This is a genomic window from Elizabethkingia miricola (assembly GCF_001675285.1).
GTDB classification, from domain to species: Bacteria; Bacteroidota; Bacteroidia; order Flavobacteriales; family Weeksellaceae; genus Elizabethkingia; species Elizabethkingia miricola.
In genome coordinates this window covers 97,511-122,802 of record NZ_LSGQ01000004.1, presented here as the reverse complement: position 1 = coordinate 122,802, position 25,292 = coordinate 97,511, and the positions used below count along the sequence as shown (strand labels likewise).

Sequence of the window (25,292 nt, the reverse complement as noted above, 5' to 3'; positions counted from 1 at the left end):
CATTCTTTATTTATAATGGACAGAAATTGATTTTACAGAATCTCTTCAATCATTTCCCATTTTTCCTTTAGTAGCTTTTCAAGCTGATTAATTTCCTCCTGATACATTGTTTTTTTTCTGGTACCGAAGTACAGCGTATTTTCTACAGGATGTGTTCCTTCCCAGACCATTTTTATTTTTCCGGAATTAAGAACATCGGCACAAAGAAAATCCGGAACTACTGAAAAACCTTTACTATCGCTAAGACAGCGGATAATTGAGCTTATATTCGGAACAATATAATTAGGACTAAAGTCAGGATGTTCGCCGAAATGTTTTAACCAGAAGTTTTTAAGATGTTCCATATCAGCAGCGGTACTATACCATAATTGTTGCTTTAGTAAATTGGCTGCGTCTTTGATCTTTCCCTCATGCAGTAGTTCTTCCAAATCAGCTGTATCCGTTTCATTTCCGGCAATCAAAACAATTCTTTCCTTGGAAAAAGGTTGATACTGAAGATTTTGCTGAGATCCTTTTTGTGGAGTAATGATCAGGTCCAGCATACCACTATCCAGATCATGCTGCATTTGTGGATACTCCCCAAATTTAATAATCAGATTAAAAGGAAGTTCGGAGATATGTTCTTCCAGTGTATATTGAAAGGTTTCAAAACACATTCCTACACTAATTGTAGGGCGTTCATTTTGTGTGCGTTTATGAAAATGTTGCTCTCCTTCCTCCAGCTTTTTCATGGAATCCAATATATAATTATAGAGGATCTTTCCTTTTTCTGTAGGGACCATCTTTCGTGCAAGCCGGTCAAATAATTTGTTTCCGGTAAATGCTTCCAGAGAGTTGAGGTGCAGGCTAACTCCCGGTTGTGATATAAATAGCTCCTGTGCAGCTGCAGACAGGGTTCCTGTTTCGTATATAGCTTTGAAAGTACGAAGCCATTCCAGATTCCAACGCATAACTATAATTTTTATGATACAAATATACAATTTAAATTATTTGTATTATAAAATATTCTGATAGAAATTTGCACTATCAATTATTAAAATTATACAAATGAAAAAGAGTCTGCTATCTCTCGCATTAGGAGGATTAGGAATCGGGATTACAGAATTTACCATTATGGGAATGCTGCCCGACGTAGCAAGAGACCTTAGTATTTCTATACCACAGGCAGGTTATCTTATAACAGCCTATGCACTTGGAGTAGTTGTAGGAGCTCCGCTTTTAGTGGTGGGTCTGAATAAGTTTTCACCTACCAAAACTTTGATTCTGTTAATGATTTTATTTACGGTATTTAATGGTTTATCTATTATAGCTCCGGACTATGAACTTTTAATGGTATCAAGATTTATTTCAGGATTACCACATGGCGCATTTTTCGGAGTAGGGTCTGTTGTTGCCAGCCGTTTGGCTGATAAAGGAAAAGAAGCACAGGCCGTAGCTACAATGTTTTCCGGACTAACAGTGGCTAATCTTTTGGGAGTTCCACTGGGAACTTATATAGGACATCATTTTTCATGGCGTTATACTTTCCTGCTTATTGCAATTATAGGATTACTCACAATACTGGCTCTAAAGTTATGGATGCCAAAGACAGAAGCAAGAGAAAGCAAACAAAGTCCATGGAAAAACTTCTCCATTTTCCGCAGCAGTAATGTATGGTTTATGGTACTGATCTTTTCAGTTGCTCCGGGGGCACTTTTTGCCTGGATAAGTTATATAGCTCCATTAATGAGTGACGTGTCCGGAATTGCAGAGAAACATCTCCCTTATATTATGGTCTTAGCCGGACTTGGAATGTTTGTAGGCAACCTTATAGGCGGAAAACTGACAGATGCCTTTTCACCTTCAGTTATTGTTATTGCAGTGCTTGTATTTCAGATTGTGTGTATGATGACTATTTATTACACAGCCGCCAACGCCTGGGCATCACTTGTAATGACCTTCCTTACCGGAGTTACCACTTTTGCACTTGTACCTTCACTTACATTATTATTACTGAATTCAGTAAAAAGCGATGCAGAAATGCTGGTAGCATCCCTGGGACCAGCCTGTTTCAATATAGCAAATGCTTTAGGGGCCTTTCTTGGTGGTGTTCCTATTGAAAAAGGTTATGGCTACACTTCTCCAGTGTTGATAGGAGCAGCAATGGCAGCAGCCGGGATTGTAATATCCCTACTATATCTACGGAGAAACAAAAAACAAAAATATGCTGTTGAAGCATGTTAATTATAAGATTATTCATTCATAAAATATTATTATCATGAACACTAACATCTTTGAAGAAGTAACTAAAGGTTCATTACAACTAAAAAACAGAATTGCAATGGCTCCTATGACCAGAGCCAGAAATGAAGACGGTATTCCAAAGAGTTTTAATACAGAATATTATGCGCAAAGAACAGGTGCAGGTCTTATTATTACTGAAGGAACTGCAATTTCATCAACTTCGAAAGGAGTACTTCATATTCCGGGATTATATACTGCTGAACAAACAGAAGGATGGAAGCAGGTAACCCATGCTGTCCATGGAAATGGAAGTAAAATATATACACAGTTATGGCATGTAGGAAGAGTTTCACACGTTTCTAATCAGCCGGATAGACAGGCTCCGGTAGCACCATCGGATATTCAGGCAGCAAATTCTAACGCCTGGGGTTATGATGAAAATGGAAAAGAAGGTTTTGTGATTAGTTCTAAACCACGGGCTTTGGAAACAAATGAAGTAAAAAAAATAGTTCAGGATTTTGCTGCAGCGGCTAAAAATGCTGTAAAGGCGGGTTTCGATGGTGTTGAGCTTCACGGAGCGAATGGTTACCTTATCGAGCAGTTCCTGAATCCGTTTATCAATAACCGTACAGATGAGTATGGCGGAAGTATTGAAAACAGATCCCGCTTTTTACTTGAAGCTATAGATGCCAGTATTGAGGCTATAGGTGCAGATAAAGTTGCAATTCGATTAACGCCATATGGAGGACTGCACGAACTTCCGCATTATGAGGAAATAGAAGAGACTTACCAATATCTTGCAGTGGAGCTTTCCAAAAGAAATATATCATATATCCACATTATGGATCAGAAATCAAGAGGAAGTTTTGCTTTACCTGAAGGCTTTATGGAACGTTTCCGTAATTGGTACGATGGTGTTATTATTCTTGCGGGTGGAATGACTAAAGAAAAATCTCAGGAGCTTTTGGATGCCGGAATTATTGATATTGCTGCATTTGGAGAAGACTTTATTGCCAATCCTGATCTAGTGGAACGTTTAAAAAATAACTGGCCGATAACACCCCCTAAAAGAGAGCTGCATTATGGTCTTACTATGGAAGGCTACCTCGATTGGGAAGTATACAACAAAAATTAATCAAAATAATTAAAATATAAAAAATGGAATTCAGAAAATTAGGAAATACAGATTTAGAGTTATCAGCAATTACTTATGGAGCATTCGCTATTGGCGGTAATATGTGGGGAGGTAATGAAAAAAAAGACTCAATAGAATCTGTAAGAGCATCAATTGATAATGGTGTAACAACATTAGATACAGCTCCTTTTTATGGTTTCGGACTTAGTGAAGAAATGATAGGTGAAGCTATTAAAGGTTACGACAGAAGCAAAATTCAGTTATTGACTAAATTCGGATTGGTATGGGATGGAAGCAACCAGGGAAAAGGAGAGTTCTTCTTCGATGCTGAAGAAGCGGGAAAAACAATTCCTGTATACAAATATGCTTCTAAAGCTAGTGTAATTAAAGAAGTAGAAGATAGTTTAAAACGTCTGCAGACCGATTATATCGATTTGTTACAGATTCACTGGCCAGATGCTACAACTCCGATCTCAGAAACAATGGAAGCTTTGGAAATCTTATTACAACAAGGTAAAATACGTGCTGCCGGAGTCAGTAACTATAGTGTAGAACAGGTTGCAGAGGCTCGTCAAAGTCTGAATATTGCCAGCAACCAGATTGGTTACAGCATGCTGAATCGTGGTGTTGAAAATGACCTGGTACCATATGCATTGGAAAATGATCTTGGAATTATTGTTTACAGTCCAATGGAAAGAGGATTGTTGACAGGGAAGTATTTTAAAGATGGTAAGCTAAAAGATAATGACCACAGAAACGGTTACTTCCAACAGTTTGATCTTGAAAAAGTGAAAACATTCCTGGAAACTATTACCCCGATTGCTGAAGATAAAAATGCAACACTTTCTCAGCTGGTATTGCGTTGGACAAGTCTGCAACCTGCAATTACAGTAGTTCTGGCAGGAGCGAGAAATGCTGAACAAGCTGCTGCAAATGCTAAAGCAATGGATATCGATCTTACTGCTGAAGAATTAGCATTTATCAATACTGAACTTTCTAAAATCTAAAAAAGATGGACATAGCATATACGCTAGAACTCCGATAAAGAGGAGTATATGCTAAGTTCCTTTTATTAGAAACATAAAATATACAAATGAAAAAAAATATAATTAGCAAATTATTGCTATCCGGAATGCTCATATCAGGATTTTCCGGTATATATGCCCAGAACAAAACATTAATAGATCCTAAAGATACCAGTTGGTATACTTCGCCTTATGGAAAAGGAGATGAAATAGGAGCCGCTAATCTGATGACGCCAGAATTGGTTTTACAATCAGTAAAGCTGGTGAAGAAAGGTAAAACACTTCCTTTAGCTGTTCCGGTTGACAAACATTTACCAGCTTTCCGCCACCGTAGTTTTAACCTTTATAATATTCAGCCCGGAGAACAGGGAGGGAAGACATTGGGTACAAATAAGTTCAGCTTTAATGATGAACTTGTAAATGCCTGGACCGGTGTTGGGACACAGCTAAATGGTATTGGCCATATTGGTATTGATAACGTCTATTACAACGGAAACAAAGCGACAGACTTTGTAACTGTAGAAGGTGTTAGAAAATTGGGAGTAGAAAAAGTCCCACCAATGGTTACCCGCGCTGTAGTACTGGATATGACGGCATATTATGGAAAAGAAATTGTTCCGGGAGGGACTGAATTTACGGTAACCGATATTCAGAATGTTCTTAAAAAAGAAGGATTAAGCCTTAGAAAAGGAGATGTTGTGTTATTTAACACCGGATGGTTGGAACTGATCGGAAAAGATAACAATCAATTTCTGGAGACAGAACCCGGGATAGGAATGGAGGCTGCACAATGGCTGGCTGACCAAGGAATTATTGCTTTTGGAGGTGATACATGGGCATCCGAAATTTATCCGAATCCCAAGAGTAAAGAAGAGTTTCCTATTAACCAGTTTATGCTGGCTAAAAGAGGAATTTATAATCTTGAACTAATAGATACAAGACCTTTGATTAAGGAAAAAGTATGGGAATTTTTGTTTGTATTAGGACAGCCTTTATATGTGGGGTCTACCCAGGTAAATGTTAATCCGGTTGCTATTTACTAATGAAAACTTTCTTAAATTAGGAATATAATCAAACAAATTACAGAATCACTAAAAACAAAAACAAATGTCAAACAAACTAACAGGATTTTCACGCGCTAATCACGTTGGAATCACAGTAAGTAACCTGGAAAAATCTATTGCTTTTTATGAAGCATTAACAGGAGTCAAAGTCTCCAATATCGATGAAATTGGGGGTGAAAGAATGGCTAAAACTCAAGGGTTGGAAGATACCCGGATTAAATATGCCAATCTGCATCTGGATAACCTGAACATTGATATTTTGGAGTATGTGTTGCCCGCTCCTGAAAAAACATCTTATCAGAACAATCAGATTAGTGCAATGCACTTATGTTTTGAAGTAGATGATATTGATGCTGCTATGGAACGTTTGAAAGAGATTGGTATAGAACCGGAAGGTGAACCTATTGTATTTCAGGAAGAAGATGGATTGAAATCCGGATTTGGTACTGCTGTAGCTTATTTTCGCGATCCGGACGGAACAAATTTAGAGATTATTGCTCCTCAGGGACCGTTTAAACGTAAAAGTAACTAAAAGAATAAATCCCTCACTGAAAAGTGAGGGATTTGTTTATCTATGGAGGTTTACCAGTAAAATTTGTTATTTGAATGCCTCTTTTAGTTTTCTATGTCTGTTTCTTTTCATTGTTTCCACTTTTACATGCCGAAAAGGTTTGATGACTTTCTTTGTTGCTTTTAATGAGCGAAGGTATATACTTATTAATAATGAAATACATGCTGCTGTACCTAGCGCTCCACCAAAGCCGTTGAACTCTTTACTGATGTTGTAATAAATAATAGTGAAGACGATTGGAGCAATAAACAGATTGAAATTTTTATAGTGTTTTCTGGAAGTAATCATTCCAATGAAGGTAGATCCTATTACCAGAAAAGGAATATCCCGTGGTAAGTCATAATGTAAGAAACTTTCATTAATCTGATATATTCCGCCAATAATAAGAGCTAAAAGACTGGAAGATTTTACAGCCCCGAGTTTCAGATAGCGGTTCAGATAAAAGGTAAGCCAGCTGCCTGATATAACGATAAGGATATGAAGAATAAGCAGCATTACATGAAAAATTTAAAAATAATATAAGAGTACATTACACCCATAAAAGCCAGAGTGCCTAACTTTCCGCCAATTCCGTGAAAGAGGTGCTGTGTGAATGCATAAAAAACAGCCGTGAAGAAAGTAGCGGTAAACAAGTAATAATAACCAAATTCCAGTTTACTCATTCCGACGAATGCACCGCAATAAATAGCTATAGGCCAGTTTTTAGAAGATCTGAATTTCTTGATTTTAGGAAGCAAGCTTCCGGTAAAACCCACAAGTCCGGCAGAAAATACTGTATTGAATCCGATATTATGTTGCAGAAAGTAAGTGGTAAAGCTGCCAGCTAAAAAGAAGAGAAAAAGCTCATAATGGAGCTCTTTCTCATGTTCTATATGTAGTCGCTGTGGCTTTCGGTATGCGAAAAACAAAATCACAGCCATCAGGATAAATACCACTACAAACCAGGTATTAATATTCTTTTCTTTTACAATAGCAATGACAAAATATAATTGCGCCAGAATGAAAAGGAATAGTAAAATACGGGGTATAAGTTTGTACAAATCTTTTTTTGCAAAATTACCACGCAAAAAACAAAAATAAAAATTTGTTACTCAGAATCTTTATGAAGCCAGATAACTTTCTGCTCCGGCTGGTGTATCTGCCCGATAATATCGCGGTACAGATCCGGTCTCCTCGCTTTCCGGTAACGATAACCGCCTGCCAATTGCAGCTTTTCTTTTGTGAGCACAGAAGAGACAAAGCTGTCTTCAAAATTTTGACATTCATTCAAAATATCGCCAAAAGGGTCAATAATCATGGAGCAGCCATTTTTAAGTTGGTCATCGTCCATGCCGATAGGATTAGAAAAAACGACATAAATTCCATTATCATAAGCACGCGCCGGAAGCCATTTCATTAACCAGTCTCTTCCTTTCATCCCGTTAAATTCTAGTCGGAGTGATGTTGGATCGCTCTCCCTGTTTTTCCATAGTTCAGAATCAACAAACCCGGCGCCTGGTCGGGATGAAGGTGTACACATGGTTACATGTGGCATAAAGATAATTTCAGCACCCAGCAGGGCAGTAGCCCTTACATTCTCAATAATATTATTATCATAACAAATCAGTATACCGCATTTCCATCCTTTTATTTCAAAAATACAATATTCATTTCCTGGAGTCAGATAAGGATTAATAAACGGATGCAGTTTTCTGTACTTCGCTACGAGGCCGTTGTTGTCTACGCATACATAAGCTTTGTGAAGATTGTCATGCTCATCTTTTTCAAAAAGACCTGCCAGGATTACAATATTATTTTCTGCTGCTATCTGTTGTAATCTATGTATGCTTTCTCCCTGAGGAATTTTTTCTGCAAGTTCCAGCATTTGTTCTTTAGTGAGCTTTCGGGCAAAGGTATAACCCGTAATAGAGCATTCGTGAAATGCAATGACATCCGATCCTTCTTTAGCTGCTTCTTTGGCTAGTTTTTCAATAACCGAGAGGTTATACTCTTTATCACCACTTTTATGCTCAAACTGAGCTGTAGATACTTTTATTTTGTCCATTTTATTTTGATTTAACGGGAACAAAATTATAAGCCTCTGAAATTCAGAAATTGTATAAAACCGACATTAGGGTTTATTGATATTCAGAAAATTGGTTGCTAGTTTCTGCGTTTTATCCATATATTGTTTAGGAGTTATTCCAGTGTATTTTTTAAATTCACGAATCAGATGCGACTGATCGAAATAATTGGCAGCATATCCCAGGGAGGTCATGGATAAATCTGACTCATTTGCATGGCTTAGAAGTCTTAAAAAGCGGTGTAATCTTATAATATTAGAAAAAGCCTTTGGGGAAATGCCAATATGTTCTTTAAATATTCTTTCAATATGTCGCTCCGAATAACCGGAGCGCTTTACAAGATTGCCAATAGTTCCGGAGTCCTTGTCTTTGTACAGAATGTCCATAAGACTTATGGGGACACTAATATCCTTTGTTATACCAATAGTATAAGTTTTTAGGAAAAATAAATTCAGAAGTTGTATTTGCTTCTCGTAATTATTAGATTCAAATAGCTCTTCGGTAAGAAAGCTAATATTCGGAAACAGATGATTTGCATCAGTAATTTGATTTTTCATTTCATATGCCGGAATACCTGTCAGCTGTTTCATGCCTAAAGGGCTAAATACAACGATAATAAAAGAAAATCCGGAGTTAGTATACAGATCCTGGAAATCACTAATCTGACCGTATAAAAAAGAGTTTGGAAGCTGAGTTTTATGACTGAGATCAGTCGCCAGACTTCCCCGAAGTGAAAATACAACTCCTGTACTGCCGTCGGTAAACAGACGCAGTATTCCCGTTAACTGTTGCGTACTCTCCAAAAATAGATAGTGTCGGATAAAAGGTCGCAGATATTGATCCGGAAGAAATTGCATAATACAAATTTAAAAAGGAGGTGTAAAAACCTCCTTTTATTATATTAATCTGATTTTAGCTTAACAAATGAGGTTTCTCATTATATGTTTTCCAGATGAACTCACCAAATAATGTATTTGCCCAGGCAAACCATTTACGTGTGAAGTTAGTAGGATCATCTTTATGGAAAGATTCATGCATGAATCCCGTTCCTCCATGTGTTTTTACAAGCATCTGAACGCATTCTCTGATCTCAGCATCGTTATTGGAAGTTAATCCTCTCATAGTAATAGCAATTGGCCAGATATAGTCGCGTCCGATGTGTGGACCGCCAATGCCTTCTCCGGCTTTACCTTTGAAGAAGAATGGATTGTCTGCAGAAAGTATATATTTTCTGGTTCTTTGGTAGACTTCATCATTTACATCTACAGCTTCAAGATATGGAAGAGCGAGTAAGCTTGGTACATTAGCATCATCCATCATCAGATAACTTCCGAAACCGTCTACTTCATAAGCATATACTTTACCAAACTTAGGGTGATTTACAATTCCGTGTTCTTTAACAGCTTGCTCTACTTCATCAGCTAAAGCTAAAAATTTCTGAGCCAGATCATTTTCTTTTTTTACCTCTCTCAGGATTTCTGCAGAGTGTCTAAGACTTACTACAGCAAAAAGGTTTGCAGGGATAAGGAATGAGAAAATAGTAGAATCATCAGAAGGACGGAAGCTTGAGCAGATAAGTCCTACTGGCTTTACAGGATAACCATAACCGTCTACCTGTAAAGTATCGGATCCTCTCGGTGTGGTTCTCATAAATTTATATGGCCCAAGATCATTTTTACGTTGTTGCTCTGTAAACGTTTTATAAATATTTTTTTGTGCCTGTACCCATTCATCATTAAATGGAGTAGTGTCACCGGATATTTTCCAGTAGTGATAAGAAAGTCGTATTGGATAACAAAGAGAATCTATCTCCCATTTACGCTCGTGGATACCGGGCTTCATATCAGTATGATCACTAAACCATTCTCCTTTTTTAGTTGGATCATTATAGAAGGCATTAGCATATGGATCTATATTAATACATTTACTTTGTTTACGGATAAGTCCCTGGATAAGTTCCTGAAGCTTTTTATCACCTTTCATCAGCTTCAGATATGGCCATACCTGTGCGCTGCTATCACGAAGCCACATAGCGTCGATATCTCCGGTAATAACATAAGTAAGGTTTTGTCCGTTTTCCTGATAAGGGAATACTGTTGTGTCTAATGTATTAGGGAAACAATTGTTGAACATCCATGCGAGTTCTTTATTCTTCACCTTTTTACCAAAAGCATCAATCGCCTTCTCAATTGCAGGGCTTGTAAACTTTCTGCTGGCTTGTGGAGTTCTCACTACAGGAAAATCGTAAAAAAAGTCAGCTGCAAGTACTGTTTTAGGGGTTAATAAACCGATACCAGCCAATGATGCATTTTTAATAAAATCTCTTCTATCCATTTAGTATATAGTTTTTTTTATTCTGAATAACTTCAAATATACTGATTTTATTAAGAATAATTCTCTTTTAATATAATGCAGTTGTACTAATAGCAGTATAAAAAGAAAACTCCCACATAAAGGGAGCTGTATAAAGATTATAGATTTATAGGTTTACATTTTATCAGGAGTGTTAAATAAAGAAAATTCTTCGTTATTATTTATTAAAATTGTATTTTGTATCAAAGAAAGATTGTAAATTGGAAGAATAAAACACCGTATGATGTCTACACCACCTACATTGTCGTTTTCTTTATTTACAGATTATGATATTGATCTGTTTAGAAAAGGAAAACACTACCGTCTTTATGAAAAGATGGGTGCGCATGTGGTTGAAATTAACGGCTACAAAGGTGTTTATTTTGCTGTATGGGCACCAAATGCAGAACAGGTATCGGTTGTTGGTGATTTTAATAACTGGAAAGGGGTTATTCATCAGTTAAAATACAGGTGGGATAACTCCGGAATATGGGAGGGTTTTATTCCCAATGTCACTTTAGGCAATGTTTATAAATATGAAATAAAAACCCATAATGATGATGTTTTTTTTAAAGCTGATCCTTTTGGTAATATTGCAGAAATACCACCACAGACTGCGTCTGTAGTTTCTACAACCTGGTACGAGTGGCAAGACAAAACGTGGATGCATGATCAGCACCACAAAAATTCATTTCAGGTTCCCATGTCCATTTATGAAGTTCATCTGCCATCGTGGCGGAAGGATAAAAACGGAAATGTAAACTTCAGAGACATAGCTTCTGATTTGGCTGCGTATGTAAAGGAAATGGGATTCACCCATGTTGAATTTATGCCGGTTACATCATACCCTTATGAACCTTCATGGGGATATCAGGTTACAGGGTATTATGCTGTAGACAGCAGGCTGGGAAGTCCACAGGATCTGATGTTTCTTATTGAGGAACTCCATCGCAATGATATAGGTGTTATTATGGATTGGGTTCCGGCTCATTTTCCTTCAGATGCTCATGGATTATATCGTTTTGACGGGAGTTTTTTATACGAACATGAAGATGAAAGACAGGGATATCATCCGGAATGGAATACCCGGATTTTTAATTATGGCAGAAACGAAGTAAAGTCTTTCCTGATCAGTAATGCATTCTTCTGGCTGGAGCGTTTTCATATAGACGCTTTGCGTGTAGATGCAGTTACTTCTATGCTATACCTGGATTACGCCAGAAAAGACGGTGAATGGATTGCCAATAAAGATGGTGGTAATATCAATCTGGAAGCATTGGAATTTCTGAGAGAATTTAATACAGCTGTAAATAAGCATTATCCGAATGTAAAAACTATTGCAGAAGAATCTACTTCCTATCCAAAACTTACACATCCAGTAAAAGATGGTGGAGTTGGTTTTGGTATGAAATGGATGATGGGCTGGATGCATGATACGTTAAGATACTTTAAACAAGACTTTTTGGTAAGGCATAAGTCTCATCATGATATAACCTTTAGTACTACTTATGCATTTGATGAAAGATATGTACTTCCACTTTCACATGACGAAGTTGTACATGGTAAATCTCCTATGCTGTATAAGATGTTTGGGGATGAATGGCAGAAACATGCCAACTTAAGAGCTTTATATTTATGGATGTACACCCATCCCGGAGCAAAATTGCTTTTTATGGGTGATGAATTTGCACAGACTTCGGAATGGGACTTCAGTGCATCTCTGGACTGGCATTTATTAGATTATGAAGCTCATCGTAGAATGAAGAATTTTGTAGCAAGGCTCAATAAAGCATATCGGGAAGAAAAGGCATTATACGAAATGAGCTATGAGAGTGCTGGTACGGAATGGCTTCATGCAGATGATAGTAAAAACTCAGTATATGTTTACCTTAGAAAAGGGAAGAATAAAGAAGATCAGATATTGGTCATTTTAAATCTGTCCTCAGTTCCTTATAAAAATTTCAGGATAGCTTTACCGGAAATGTCAGATTGGGAGCCCGTTATTAACTCGGATGATAAAGAATACTGGGGTAGTGGGAGTGCCATAAAGAACTTTAAAACTAAAAATGTACCGCATTATGGTAAGGATTATTCGGCAGATATAGACCTGCCGCCATTATGTGGATTAATATTCAGAAGAAAAAAATAATAACCATTATGTACGATCAGTTAGATATTTATCACATCAGTATGGAGTGTTATCCGGTAGCCAAAGTTGGCGGACTGGCAGATGTTGTTGGTGCTTTGCCTAAGTATCAAAATATGATGGGGGCGAAGGCTAAAGTTGTGATGCCATGGTACAATAAACCGTTTGTACATCAGAATAAATTTGAAGTTATTTTTGAGAATACGGTGTATCTTGACGGAAATCCTTTTTATTTTGAAATACTACAGGAAGAAAGTGATACTTTAGGATTTGAACTATATCTTGTAAAAATACATGGGCTTACGGATCGGGATGAGGTGTATGGCTATAGAGATGAAAGTATGCAGTTTATTGCCTTTCAGCGGGCTGTATTACAATGGTTATGCTGGGAACAACGGAGACCGGATATTTTGCATTGCCACGACTACCATGCAGGGTTAATTCCCTTTTTTACTGAATACTGCCATGAATATTCATTCCTTAAAGGAGTGAAAACTATTGGAACTATACACAACGGACAATACCAGGGACATATGTCCTGGGAAATGGCTCGTTTCTTTCCGGAGTTCGATCAATGGAAGTGGGGGCTTCTGGATTGGGATAAATGTATCAATCCTCTTGCAGTAATGATTAAAAACGCACATGCTTTTAATGCTGTTTCCGAAGGTTATCTGGAAGAATTACTTGCTGAAGCTAACGGTCTGGAAGAGTTAATCCGACAGGAAAGAGCCAAAGCATACGGAATTATAAATGGTATCGATACTGAAGTCTGGGATCCGAAATCAGATCCGATGATGGATAATAATTATACCTTAAAAACTTTTGCAAAGAAAAGGGAGTTGAATAAGGCCAAGTTGTGTGAGACTTATGAGCTGAATCCTGAACTTCCGCTTTATGCATTTATCGGAAGGTTTGCAAAAGAAAAAGGTGCAGATGTTCTCCCGGATTTAATCAGCAGATGTATATGGGAGAATGAAGGAAAACTTAATTTTATTGTTTTAGGTTCCGGAGATAAAGGACTGGAAGATAGATTCAGATATCTGAAAAATGTGTTTTACGTAAACCTGGCAGTAGATTTGGGGTATAAAGAACAATTGTCGCATCAGATTTATTCTTCCGCAGATTTTTTGTTAATGCCTTCCAGAGTAGAACCTTGCGGGCTTAATCAGATGTATTCCATGCGCTACGGTACAATGCCTATTGTAAGATTAACAGGCGGATTAAAAGATACCGTAAAAGATATTGGAGATGACGGTTATGGGATAACTTTCCGTAATTTCAATATGGAAGATATGCTTCACGCGGTTAATAGATCACTATATTTATACTATAACCTTCCTTCTGATATGAAGGATTACCAGAAGAAAATGATGAAGATCGATTTTTCGTGGGAAAAATCAGCAGAAAAATATTTAAATTTATATATGGTATAATAAAAAATATACCTACTTTAAACACACTAAATAAATAAAATATTAACCATGGGAAAAAAAGTAATCTCAATTGTTTTAGGAGGGGGAAGAGGCTCCAGATTATTTCCTTTAACAGATCAAAGGTCTAAACCGGCTGTGCCGATTGCAGGAAAATACAGACTGGTTGATATTCCAATCTCCAACTGTGTAAACTCCGGATTCAATCAGATTATGGTTTTAACTCAGTTTAATTCGGCATCTCTTAATCAGCATATAAAGAATACGTACAACTTCGATGTCTTTAGCCGAGGCTTTGTAGATATTATTGCCGCAGAGCAAAGTGTAGATAATGATAAATGGTTTCAGGGGACAGCTGATGCTGTAAGGCAATCTATGCCACATTTACGAAAGTATGATTACGATTACATACTGATCCTTTCCGGAGATCAGTTATACCAAATGGATTTCAGAGAAATGCTGAATTTCCATATTGAAAACGAAGGTGATATCACAATTGCAACGATACCGGTTAATGAAAAAGATGCTCCCGGATTTGGGATTTTGAAATCTGATGAACAGAATAATATTACCGCTTTTATAGAAAAGCCAGGAAAAGACATATTGCCGCAGTGGAGCTCGGATGTTGATGAGGTAAGTAAAGCACAAGGGAAGAATTATCTTGCTTCCATGGGGATATACATTTTTACAAAAAGCATTTTAGCCAAGATATTTGATGAAAATAAAGGGGACGACTTTGGTAAAGAAGTAATCCCTGCATCAATCGGTAATTACAATACATTAAGCTATCAATACAATGGTTATTGGACAGATATCGGAACTATAGAATCCTTCTTTGAAGCCAATATGGATCTAACACAGGATTTGCCTCAGTTCAATATGTTCAGTTCTTCACCAATCTTTACAAGATCCAGAATGCTGCCACCGACAAAAATCAACGGAAGCTATATGGAAAAAGTAGTAGTAGGTGACGGTGCTATTATTATGGGGGATCGCCTGGAAAAATGTGTTATCGGTAACCGTGCAAGAATTGGCAGAGGAAGTGTTATTAAAAATACCTATATGATGGGAGCTGATTTCTATCAAAATGATGAGATCAATGATTTAGTACCTCTTTTCGGTGTAGGAGAAAATTGTTATATCGAAAATGCCATTATAGACAAGAACTGTATGATCGGGAATAATGTCCGGATTATAGGTGGAAAACATATGCCGGATGCCGACTATGAATCTTATTCTGTACGCGATGGTATTATTGTGATAAAAAAAGAAGCTATAATTCCTAACGGAACCATAATACAATAGGCTAGTATGAGGAAGAGTATTATCTTTGTTGCTTAATTTCAGTGAATGAAGTGGGTTAAGTTAATTATTACTTTTCTGGTACTAATATTTGGTATTTATGCGGTTTCCATGATCTTCGTGGAGAAGACAAAGAGTTTTTCTGTAAAAAAGGAAATCAATTTTCCGTTGGAAAAAATTTTCCCTCAGTTTAATAATCTGTACAATTTTTCGCAATGGAATGAATTCATACAGGAGAATGATCATCTAGGTTTCTCTTATTATACACCTTATGACGGAGTTGGAAGTTCCATGCATTTTGTAAATAAAAGAGACTCTGCTGAAAATGGTGATGTATTTATCCGTTATGTTATACCGAACAGAGGAATTAAGTATCAGTTGTTCAAAAACAGTGACAGTAATCCTTATCTCATAGATGTTAGTTTCAAAAAACTTGGTGCAGAAAAAACCGAAGTCACCTGGTATGTACGGACACCGGCCAGACCATTTTTAAAACGCTCCCTTAATTTAATCTATGAAGAGAATTTCGTTTCGGGTATAGATAAGAGTATTGTAGCATTGGCAAATCATTTAGGTAATAAAGTAGATCGTGAAGCCAAACTGAATACCATAAAGTATGATACTATTGTAGAGGAAAACCACGAAGAAGCCGTTCTTTTAGGGCTAAATGTAAGTGCATCTAACCGCAAAAAGGGAGATTTCTTCAATTCTGTGGTGATGAATTATAATAAACTCTATAGTTTTATGACGAAAGATCTTGGGAAGAAAAACGACGAATTTGGAGAACCACAACTGGTAATGCGTTCCAATAATGTCAACGATAAAGAGATTTCGTACTTCTATGGAGCTACGGTTAGTAAGAAATTTGATGTCACCGATAATAATTTTAACTTCCGTGACGTTAAAGCTTCAAAGACTCTCGTTGCCTATTACAAGGGGAATTATGAGGGTAGAAAGAGGGTAATAGCCAACTTAGTTGCAGAAGCCAAGAGGAGAGAAATGTCTGTAGGTGAGCTCACTGAGGTATTTGTGGAGCCTCCTATAGAAAATCAGGACGTAATCCTGAAAATTGCTCTTCAGATTTATTAAATTGACGGATATACAAAATCAATCGGTTATATTTTATCAAATCCTTGGGCAGATTGGCTATTATTTGTAATTTTGTTGAATTATATAAAATTTTAATAGATAGAAGGTAATAATGGACAGATTTTCATTCTTAAATGCGGTACATTCTCAGTTTATAGAGGACATGTACCAGCAGTATTTGAAATATCCTGACAGTCTCGAACCATCATGGAAAGCTTTTTTTCAGGGGTTTGATTTCGCTTTGGAAAACTACAGTGATGAAGAAGCAGTACAAGAAATTAAATCTTTTGCATCACAGGCAGAGAACAGCAATGTCAATATTTCAGAAATTTCAGAAGACATTCGCAGAGAATTCAAAGTAATTAATCTTATCGAGGCATACCGTGTTCGTGGTCACCTTTTCACTAAAACCAATCCGGTTAGAGAGAGAAGACACTTCGAACCAACCTTGGATATTGAAAATTTTGGACTTACTTCTGCTGATTTAAATAGAAAATTCAACAGCGCTACAGAAACCGGAATGCCAGGACCTGCAACGCTTAGTGAAATCATAAGACATCTTCAGAACATCTACTGCGATTCCATCGGAGTAGAATACATGTACATTAAAAATGTTGAGGAAAGAGATTTCATTCGTCAGTGGCTTCAGGCAAATGAAAACCATGCAAAACTTTCTCCTGAAGAGAAAAAGCATGTTTTACAAAGGCTTAATCAGGCAGTAGCTTTCGAGAACTACCTGCATACAAAATTCGTAGGACAGAAGCGTTTTTCATTAGAAGGTCTGGAATCTTTAATCCCTGCGTTGGACCAGGTTATTACCAAGTCTTCACAATTAGGTGTTGATGAAGTAGTATTGGGTATGGCGCACAGAGGAAGACTGAATGTACTAACAAACATTTTCCAAAAGCCTTATAAGCAGATTTTCAGTGAATTCGAAGGTAAAGAATTTGAAGAAGATGTATTCTCTGGTGACGTTAAATATCACTTAGGAGCATCTAAAGTTATTCAGACAACTGCCGGAGAAACTGTAAAAATTAATCTTACACCGAACCCGTCTCACCTGGAAACTGTCGCTTCATTAGTAGAAGGTATCAGCCGTGCTAAAGTAGACAACAGCTACAACGGAGATTATAATAAGATTTTACCAATCGTTATTCATGGTGATGCTGCAATTGCCGGACAGGGAATTGTATACGAAATTGCACAAATGATGACGTTGGACGGATATAAAACAGGAGGTACAATCCACATCGTTACAAATAACCAGGTAGGATTTACAACCAATTATTTAGATGCACGTTCATCTACTTACTGTACAGACGTAGCGAAAGTAACTGACTCTCCGGTAATGCATATTAATGCAGACGATGTAGAAGCAGTTGTTCACGCAATGCATTTTGCTGCAGATTTCCGTAACAGATTTGGTAAAGATGTATATATTGACCTTTTAGGGTACAGAAAATATGGCCACAACGAAGGTGATGAGCCTAAGTTTACACAGCCTAAATTATACAACATCATTGCAAAACATCCTAACCCTAGAGAGATTTATAAAGATAAATTGATCAAGGAGGGTATTGTTTCTGACGAAGTGATGAAGCAAATGGAAGTTGAGTTCAAAAAATTATTGGATGAAAACTTCGACGAATCTAAAGAAATTAAGAAAAATACAATGGACATCTTCATGGCAGACGATTGGAAAAAATTCCCGTTCGGCTCCAGAGGATCAGTTCTTAATCCAGTAGATACTAAATTCCCTTTAGATAAACTAAAAGATTTAGCAAGACAGATTTCTACACTGCCTACAGACAAGAAATTTATCAAAAAAATCACAAGATTATTCGAGCAGAGACTTAATATGGTTGAGAATGATAATCTTGACTGGGCAATGGGAGAACTTTTAGCTTATGCTACATTGCTAAGTGAAGAATTTGGTATCAGAATTTCTGGTGAAGATGTAGAAAGAGGTACTTTCTCTCACCGTCATGCAGTTGTAAAGACTGAGGATACTGAAGAAGAATATGTACCATTAAAATCTGTTACTACTAAAGATAATCAGTTCCAGATCTATAACTCATTACTTTCTGAGTATGCAGTTTTAGGATTCGATTACGGATATGCAATGGTGTCTCCGGATACTCTTACAATCTGGGAAGCTCAGTTTGGTGATTTCGCTAACGGAGCGCAGATTATTATCGATCAATATCTTGTAGCTGCTGAAGAAAAATGGAAACTGCAAAACGGACTGGTAATGTTATTGCCTCATGGTTCTGAAGGACAGGGTGCTGAGCACTCTTCTGCAAGATTAGAGCGTTTCCTTACACTTTGTGCAAACCAGAATATTATTGTGGCTAATGCTACAACACCAGCTAACTACTTCCATTTGTTGAGAAGACAAATGAAAGCCGATTTCAGAAAGCCTTTAGTAGTAATGACTCCAAAATCATTATTGCGTCATCCAAGAGCTGTTTCGAAAGTTGAAGAATTGGCAAACGGAGCATTCCAGCCAATAATTGATGATGCTACTGCTAAAGCAGATAAAGTAGAAAGATTAGTATTATGTTCAGGTAAATTGTATTATGAACTATTAGCTAAAAAAGAAGAACTGAATGATGAGAAAGTTGCTTTAGTAAGACTAGAGCAGTTGTATCCTCTTCAAATGAATCAGTTGGATGCTATATTTGAAAAGTATTCTAATGCTAAAGAATTCATCTGGGCACAGGAAGAGCCTGAAAACATGGGCGCATGGAGCTATATACTGAGAAATCTAAGAGACAGAAATCCTCAGGTAATTTCTCCGGTAGCAAGTGGAGCTCCAGCACCGGGATCTCATAAGAAATTCGAGATCAACCAGAATGCAATTATCAATCAGGTATTCCAATGTGAAGGGACTCCTGCAAAAAGACCAGTAACAGCTTAATAATAAACTAACTACAAAAGCAGTATAGAAGAACTGCACAACAAAAAAAATTATTCCTATGTCAATATTAGAAATGAAAGTCCCTTCGCCAGGGGAATCTATAACCGAAGTAGAAATCGCAACGTGGTTGGTAAAGGATGGTGACTACGTAGAAAAAGATCAGGCTATTGCCGAAGTTGATTCAGATAAAGCAACTCTTGAATTACCGGCTGAAGCAAGTGGTATCATCACATTAAAAGCTGAAGAAGGAGATACTGTACAAGTAGGACAGGTAGTTGTATTAATCGATACTGCTGCTGCAAAACCAGAAGGTGCTGCACCTGCTAAAGAGGAAGTTAAAGCTGAGGCTCCAAAAGAAGAACCTAAAAAAGAAGTAGTTGCTGAAGCTCCGAAAGCTGCACCTGCTACTTATGCTACAAATACACCTTCACCTGCTGCTAAAAAAATCCTTGATGAGAAAGGTATTGAGCCTGCTCAGGTAAACGGTACAGGAGTTGGAGGAAGAATTACAAAAGAAGACGCTGTTCAGGCTAAAGGAACACCTGCATTAGGAGGTTCTAACGAAAGCGGATCCAGAGCTGTAAAGATTACTAAATTGAGTATGCTTCGTAGAAAGATTGCTGCAAGATTAGTTTCTGTAAAGAATGAAACAGCAATGCTTACTACTTTCAATGAAGTAGATATGTCAGAAATCTTCAGAATCCGTAAGCAATACAAAGAAGAATTTGCTGCTAAACACGGAATCGGTTTAGGATTTATGTCTTTCTTCACTAAAGCAGTTGTAAGAGCACTTCAGATGTATCCGGATGTTAACGCATCTATCGATGGTGATCAGAAGATCAGCTACGATTTCTGTGATATCTCTATTGCTGTATCAGGGCCAAAAGGTCTAATGGTACCAGTTCTTCGTAACGCAGAAAACATGTCTTTCAGAAATGTTGAAGCTGGAATTAAGGATTTAGCTATTAAAGTAAGAGACGGTAAAATTACTGTTGATGAAATGACCGGAGGTACTTTTACTATTACTAATGGTGGTACTTTTGGTTCTATGCTTTCTACACCAATTATTAACCCGCCGCAAAGTGCAATCTTAGGTATGCATAATATCATCGAGCGCCCTGTAGCAGTTAACAAACAAGTAGAGATCAGACCAATGATGTATGTGGCAATGTCTTATGACCACAGAATTATTGATGGTAAAGAGTCTGTTGGTTTCTTAGTAGCGGTAAAAGAAGCTATCGACAACCCGGTAGAATTCCTAATGGGTGGAGACGAAAGAAGAGCTTTAGAGCTTTAAAATATTAAATAATTATTAAAAATATTCCCGCTTAATCAATTTAGGCGGGATTTTTGTTATATTAACTACAAGAAAAAACAAAAGTGATGTACTCAGCAATTACCCACAGTATTCAGATTATTGTTGAACCATTTTATGATGTTAAAAACAGTTCACCAATACAGGAACGTTATATCTTCACGTACCATATCACTATTAAAAACAACGGGAGCGTCCCTATAAAACTCCTAAAAAGGAAATGGCAGATTTATGATGTTGGTTTTGGGGTAAGAGAAGTTTCCGGAGATGGTGTAATCGGTATGACACCGGAAATCTATCCGGGAGAAGAATTTAACTACTTTTCCAATGTGTCTCTTCGTTCCGGAGTCGGTGCGATGCAGGGGAACTATTTGTTGATGAATCTCGATTCGAAAGACACCTTTGAAGTAGAAATACCTAAGTTTTCTCTCATTACAGAAGTCGTATATAACTAAATAAAAACGGAGGCTAATTTTAGCCTCCGTTTTCTTTTTCTCATCATTTGTTATTTGGGTTATGCTGCAATTTGTCTTCTGCGCCACATATAGTACCACTTAATCTGTGCTACTCTGAAGAATTTAGCGTTCTTGTAAAGGTCCCAGTTCATTAACAGGACGCTTACCAGAATAACAACTAAACCTCCTATTTGTAAGCTTGTAATAATATCATCTGTAAAGAAATAACTTAAAGCTACAGCTACAACAGGATTTACATAAGCATAAGTACTTACCTCAGTTGTAGGACGTGACTGTATAAGCCATATATAAGCTCCGAATGCCATGATGGACCCGAAGAAGATCAGATATCCGATAGAGATCCAGCCTGATGTAGAAATTTCCTGAGGACGGAAAGCACTGTATTCTCCATTGAAGATTGCAACCAATGTAAACATTACACCTGCTGTAATCATCTGCCATGAAGTTTTTACCATTACATGAAGATCTTCACCATTTTCCTGTTCTATATTTTTGCTGTTGGCATATTTAGAATATAATGAACCTGCTGTCCATGCAATAGCACCAAGGATTAAAAGAATCATACAGACAAGGTTCAATAGTCGCTGAGATGCATCTCCTGCAATATTAATTTGCTCAGCAAACAACATAACTACGCCGATGAAACCTGCAATTAATCCCAATACAATATTTTTGTTGGAGAAATTGTTCTTCCATTGCTTTTTATCCAAAATAATAAACCAAAGGGCTGCTGCTGCTGCCATAATCGCTGCAATTCCACTGGATACATGCTGTTCTGCCCATATCAGAGCTCCCATATCCAGAAATAATAAAAGGAAACCTACAACAGCGGCTTGCTTTACAACCTGAAAATTGAACAATTTATAGCCTTTGATCTTACAATAAGTAAGTAATAAAAGGCTGGCTGTAAGGAATCTGAGCGATCCCAGAACAAATGGACTGAAATCACTTAATGCTTTATGTATAAAAAAGAATGTAGAACCCCATACAAAGTATACGATAATATAGGCTGCAATAACCGTTGCTTTTGACTGCTTCATAATTTTGCCTCTTTTTTTATGTTATAATAAGTTGATTGTCTTCTTTAACCGTTTGTAATACAATGATAGTTCGTGTGGAAATAATTCCGGGAATAGATGATAAAGATCTTTTCATAAGATTCATCAGTCCTATAGTATCAGAAGTTCTTACTTTTATAATATAGCCATCATCTCCGGCAATATCATGTACTTCCAGTACTTCAGGGATCTGAGCCAGTAATTTTCCTGTCTCCTCATCACCTATAATCTCATTGGCTTTGATGAAGATGAATGATAAAAGATTCTGATTAACCGCACTTGGGTTTACTTTTGCATGATAAGAAATCAGAACCTCTTTTTGTTCTAACTTTTTAACTCTTTCCAGTACAGCAGAAGGTGCCATACCCAGTATACGTGCTAATTCAGCATTGTTGATTCTTGCATTTTCCTGCATGAGTCTAACAATCTTTAAATCTATTTCATCCAGCTTATATTCCATGAACTATTTTTTCGGCGTGCAAATATACGAATAGTCAGAATATAATTCAAGTAAGTCTAATATTAAATGTTGTTAATTCTGAATTTGTAAAATGATCAGAATTTTAGTCGGTGAAAATTTTATTTTACAGAACTTTTATATTTTTAGCGAAGACTTGTTCAAGTTCTTTATTCTCTGTAAGGAATAATCTTTCGAATGCAAGAAGGGATAATTGTGCACAAACTGCGGCATCATCGCCGGCACGGTGGTGATTAAACTGGAGTTGATGTTGGTTTCCCAGATTTTTTAATCCATAACTCTTCAGACCTGGCCATGCTTTCTTAGAAAGTTGTATGCTGCAGAGGTAATTGGCTTTAGGTTTGAATATTCCGTAATAATCAAGGCAGCCACGGAGCACACCGGCATCAAAAGAAGCATTGTGTGCAATAATCAGATTATGATATAGGAGTTCTTCAACTTCATGCCATATTTCTTCAAAAGTAGGAGCGTCTGCAACATCTCCAGGGTGTATGCCATGGACAGCAATGTTATGTTTATTAAAATACGGGAAGCTTGGCGGCTTGATAAGCCATGTTTTTGTAGACTGAATTTTACTGTTTTCTACAATACATATACCCAGTTCGCAGGCTGAATTTCGTTCATGAGTAGCCGTTTCAAAGTCCAGTGCTATAAAGTCCATCTTTTAAAATATGAATTACGAAGTTAGAAATAAATAGGGTATTGGTTATCAGTTGCTGGTCATTAGTTATCAGTTGTCAACCATCAACAATTAACAATTAAATAGCTATTCTCCTTTTAGGAAATGTTTAAAAATAAGCCATTTAGACTGATAGTAGTCTTTTATTTGATTTTGTTGTCTTAGCTTTAGAGTTCCCGGAAGCTGAGCATAAAAACCGAAGTGAGCTTTTATAACAGCCCATGTATGGGAAAAGCCATGCTTGAACATAAAATAAATTCCGGCAATTCCGTCCAGACATAATCTTATAAATATAAGGTATAGTTTATCCGAAGGCAGATTTTTTAGCATCATGCTCAGGTTATTTCTAATATTCAAATAGGTCTTTCGTGGGTTTTGTTTTTGAAGAGTTCCGCCACCTACATGGTATATGGCAGATTTTCCGGTATAATAAATCTTTCTTCCGGAATTTTTAAGTCTCCAGCAAAGATCTATTTCCTCCTGATGTGCAAAAAATCGCGCATCAAAACCATTTTCTTTCCAAAAATCTTCAGAGCGGATAAACAAACAGCAGCCGGACGCCCAGAAAATTTCCGTTTCATCATTATATTGTCCTTTATCCTCTTCAATGTTTTCAAAAACACGGCCGCGACAATATGGGTAGCCCAAGTTATCAATAAGTCCGCCGCCGGCACCAGCAAATTCAAAGAAGTTCTTTCTGTTATAATCTAATACTTTAGGCTGAATAGCTGCTATATCCGGGCTCTTTTCAAAAAGAGCCGCCACAGGATCCAGCCATCCCGGTGTAACTTCTACATCGGAATTCAATAAACAGTATATATCAGCATGTATTTGTTTTAAGCCTTCGTTGTAACCACCTGCAAATCCATGGTTTTGCTGATTGATAACAATTTTCACAGACGGAAAACAAGTGGAGATATAAGCAACGGAATCATCTGTTGAAGCATTATCTATTACATATACTTCTGCAGATTGAGAATTTTCAAGAACATTGGGTAAGAATTTTTCTAACCAAGATTTTCCGTTCCAGTTCAGTATAGCTATAGCAATCTTCATTTCAGTGCATCTTTGTATTTCCATCTTCTATGTGACCAAAGCCAGTTATCAGGTCTTTTTCTTATCGTGTTTTCAAGTAGTTTATGAAACTTGTTTACAACCTCGTATTGTACAAATTTTTCACCATCCGGATATATTCTGTAGTAGTTAACCTGATAAAATCCTCTTTTTACCTTTTTCATATCACAGTAGATAAAAGCAAGATCTTTTTTGGTGGAAAGCTTATCATATCCTATGAAGGCAGGTGTTTCCTGATTCAGGAATTTAAGGCCGTAATGTATTTCACTAACATGAGGAGTCTGATCAGCAACAAACATATAAGCTGAATTTCCGTCATCCTTATCCTGTAAGATGCTTCGTATAACTTCTTTGGTTTCCAGAGCTTTATTTCCGAAACGGTTTCTTACAAATTTTATCTTTTCTTCCCAAAATGTACTCTGTACCTTTCTGTATACAGGGTGACATGATTTTTGGGGAATAACTGTAGCCAGTGCATTAATCCATTCCCAGTTAAATACATGGCCGGCAAGAAAAATAATATCTTTTTTTTCGTCGTAACACTCCTGAAATACATCCAGATTAAGATGCTGCATTCTTACCCTCAATTCTGTCTCACTAATGGTGAAGGCTTTCAGCATCTCGAAAATATAATCGAAGAAATTACGGAAAAACTGTCTCCGGATTATTACAATTTCTTCATCACTTTTTTCAGGAAAAGAGTTTTTTAGGTTTTCAGTAACTACATTTTTTCTGTAACCGAAAATATAAAGGTTAGCGTAATACAATATATCCGAAAGTCCATACAAAAACCACAGTGGTAATCTGGAAAATAATAAGATAATTTGAAATAAGAGTTTGTTCAAAAAAATAGAATTAAACAGCAAATTTAAGCATTACCTTTGTTATGGAA

General features: G+C 36.9%; 23 protein-coding genes. 12 read left to right on the top strand and 11 right to left on the bottom strand.

The window, feature by feature from the left end; all coding sequences use genetic code 11:
* Positions 1-32: 32 nt before the first annotated feature.
* Positions 33-950 (bottom strand): LysR family transcriptional regulator, encoded by a 918-nt coding sequence (locus ATE49_RS06525; RefSeq protein ID WP_059155668.1) that lies wholly within the window; start codon positions 948-950, stop codon positions 33-35.
* 97 nt (positions 951-1,047) lie between these two features.
* On the opposite strand from ATE49_RS06525, the gene ATE49_RS06520 reads away from it, so the two are divergent.
* From ATE49_RS06520 to ATE49_RS06500, 5 genes are all read left to right on the top strand, one after another.
* Positions 1,048-2,223: an MFS transporter gene (locus tag ATE49_RS06520; protein ID WP_065081510.1), complete on the top strand. Its 1,176-nt coding sequence runs from the start codon at positions 1,048-1,050 to the stop codon at positions 2,221-2,223.
* Positions 2,224-2,257: 34 nt separating this feature from the next.
* A complete protein-coding gene (locus ATE49_RS06515; protein WP_065081509.1) occupies positions 2,258-3,358 on the top strand; it encodes an alkene reductase in 1,101 nt (366 codons plus the stop codon).
* 23 nt (positions 3,359-3,381) lie between these two features.
* On the top strand, positions 3,382-4,365 hold the full coding sequence (locus tag ATE49_RS06510; RefSeq protein WP_065081508.1) for an aldo/keto reductase: 984 nt from the start codon (positions 3,382-3,384) through the stop codon (positions 4,363-4,365).
* Positions 4,366-4,451: 86 nt separating this feature from the next.
* Positions 4,452-5,426, top strand: coding sequence for a cyclase family protein (locus ATE49_RS06505; RefSeq protein WP_065081507.1), 975 nt, complete (start codon positions 4,452-4,454; stop codon positions 5,424-5,426).
* Between the two features lie 64 nt (positions 5,427-5,490).
* Positions 5,491-5,979 (top strand): VOC family protein, encoded by a 489-nt coding sequence (locus ATE49_RS06500; protein ID WP_065081506.1) that lies wholly within the window; start codon positions 5,491-5,493, stop codon positions 5,977-5,979.
* Positions 5,980-6,045: 66 nt separating this feature from the next.
* Here the strand turns inward: ATE49_RS06500 and ATE49_RS06495 are convergent, their stop codons facing one another.
* The 5 genes from ATE49_RS06495 to ATE49_RS06475 all read right to left on the bottom strand — a co-directional run bounded on the left by ATE49_RS06495 (position 6,046) and on the right by ATE49_RS06475 (position 10,415).
* On the bottom strand, positions 6,046-6,513 hold the full coding sequence (locus tag ATE49_RS06495) for a hypothetical protein (RefSeq protein ID WP_059155673.1): 468 nt from the start codon (positions 6,511-6,513) through the stop codon (positions 6,046-6,048).
* On the bottom strand, positions 6,513-7,058 hold the full coding sequence (locus ATE49_RS06490; protein ID WP_065081603.1) for a hypothetical protein: 546 nt from the start codon (positions 7,056-7,058) through the stop codon (positions 6,513-6,515). Before ATE49_RS06490 ends, ATE49_RS06495 begins: the two co-directional genes overlap by 1 nt.
* 47 nt (positions 7,059-7,105) lie before the next feature.
* Complete coding sequence (locus ATE49_RS06485) at positions 7,106-8,062, bottom strand: nitrilase family protein (RefSeq protein ID WP_065081505.1); 957 nt, start codon at positions 8,060-8,062, stop codon at positions 7,106-7,108.
* 66 nt (positions 8,063-8,128) lie between these two features.
* Positions 8,129-8,938 carry an AraC family transcriptional regulator gene (locus ATE49_RS06480; protein ID WP_065081504.1) on the bottom strand — a complete coding sequence of 270 codons (810 nt, stop codon included), beginning with the start codon at positions 8,936-8,938 and terminating at the stop codon, positions 8,129-8,131.
* Positions 8,939-8,993: 55 nt separating this feature from the next.
* On the bottom strand, positions 8,994-10,415 hold the full coding sequence (locus ATE49_RS06475) for a glycoside hydrolase family 125 protein (RefSeq protein WP_065081503.1): 1,422 nt from the start codon (positions 10,413-10,415) through the stop codon (positions 8,994-8,996).
* A 262-nt stretch (positions 10,416-10,677) separates the two neighbouring features.
* Between ATE49_RS06475 and glgB the strand changes: the two genes are divergently transcribed.
* The 7 genes from glgB to apaG all read left to right on the top strand — a co-directional run bounded on the left by glgB (position 10,678) and on the right by apaG (position 21,090).
* On the top strand, positions 10,678-12,582 hold the full coding sequence (glgB, locus tag ATE49_RS06470; protein WP_065081502.1) for a 1,4-alpha-glucan branching protein GlgB: 1,905 nt from the start codon (positions 10,678-10,680) through the stop codon (positions 12,580-12,582).
* An 8-nt stretch (positions 12,583-12,590) separates the two neighbouring features.
* A complete protein-coding gene (locus ATE49_RS06465) occupies positions 12,591-14,012 on the top strand; it encodes a glycogen synthase (RefSeq protein ID WP_260255765.1) in 1,422 nt (473 codons plus the stop codon).
* Between the two features lie 48 nt (positions 14,013-14,060).
* Complete coding sequence (locus ATE49_RS06460; protein WP_059155680.1) at positions 14,061-15,314, top strand: glucose-1-phosphate adenylyltransferase; 1,254 nt, start codon at positions 14,061-14,063, stop codon at positions 15,312-15,314.
* Between the two features lie 45 nt (positions 15,315-15,359).
* Positions 15,360-16,400 (top strand): SRPBCC family protein, encoded by a 1,041-nt coding sequence (locus ATE49_RS06455; RefSeq protein WP_065081500.1) that lies wholly within the window; start codon positions 15,360-15,362, stop codon positions 16,398-16,400.
* Positions 16,401-16,512: 112 nt separating this feature from the next.
* Positions 16,513-19,320: a 2-oxoglutarate dehydrogenase E1 component gene (locus ATE49_RS06450; protein WP_065081499.1), complete on the top strand. Its 2,808-nt coding sequence runs from the start codon at positions 16,513-16,515 to the stop codon at positions 19,318-19,320.
* Between the two features lie 58 nt (positions 19,321-19,378).
* A complete protein-coding gene (gene odhB, locus ATE49_RS06445) occupies positions 19,379-20,617 on the top strand; it encodes a 2-oxoglutarate dehydrogenase complex dihydrolipoyllysine-residue succinyltransferase (protein WP_059155683.1) in 1,239 nt (412 codons plus the stop codon).
* A gap of 86 nt (positions 20,618-20,703) precedes the next feature.
* Positions 20,704-21,090, top strand: a complete 387-nt coding sequence (apaG, locus tag ATE49_RS06440; protein WP_009084476.1) for a Co2+/Mg2+ efflux protein ApaG — start codon at positions 20,704-20,706, stop codon at positions 21,088-21,090.
* A gap of 59 nt (positions 21,091-21,149) precedes the next feature.
* Here apaG and ATE49_RS06435 read toward each other — a convergent pair whose 3' ends face one another.
* The 5 genes from ATE49_RS06435 to ATE49_RS06415 all read right to left on the bottom strand — a co-directional run bounded on the left by ATE49_RS06435 (position 21,150) and on the right by ATE49_RS06415 (position 25,263).
* A complete protein-coding gene (locus tag ATE49_RS06435; RefSeq protein ID WP_065081498.1) occupies positions 21,150-22,151 on the bottom strand; it encodes an EamA family transporter in 1,002 nt (333 codons plus the stop codon).
* 16 nt (positions 22,152-22,167) lie between these two features.
* Positions 22,168-22,629: an Lrp/AsnC family transcriptional regulator gene (locus ATE49_RS06430; protein ID WP_065081497.1), complete on the bottom strand. Its 462-nt coding sequence runs from the start codon at positions 22,627-22,629 to the stop codon at positions 22,168-22,170.
* 124 nt (positions 22,630-22,753) lie between these two features.
* A complete protein-coding gene (locus ATE49_RS06425; protein WP_059155685.1) occupies positions 22,754-23,308 on the bottom strand; it encodes a 3'-5' exonuclease in 555 nt (184 codons plus the stop codon).
* A gap of 105 nt (positions 23,309-23,413) precedes the next feature.
* Complete coding sequence (locus ATE49_RS06420) at positions 23,414-24,382, bottom strand: glycosyltransferase family 2 protein (protein ID WP_065081601.1); 969 nt, start codon at positions 24,380-24,382, stop codon at positions 23,414-23,416.
* A complete protein-coding gene (locus tag ATE49_RS06415) occupies positions 24,379-25,263 on the bottom strand; it encodes a lysophospholipid acyltransferase family protein (protein WP_065081602.1) in 885 nt (294 codons plus the stop codon). The genes ATE49_RS06420 and ATE49_RS06415 overlap by 4 nt, the downstream gene beginning before the upstream one ends.
* Between the last annotated feature and the right edge of the window lie 29 nt (positions 25,264-25,292).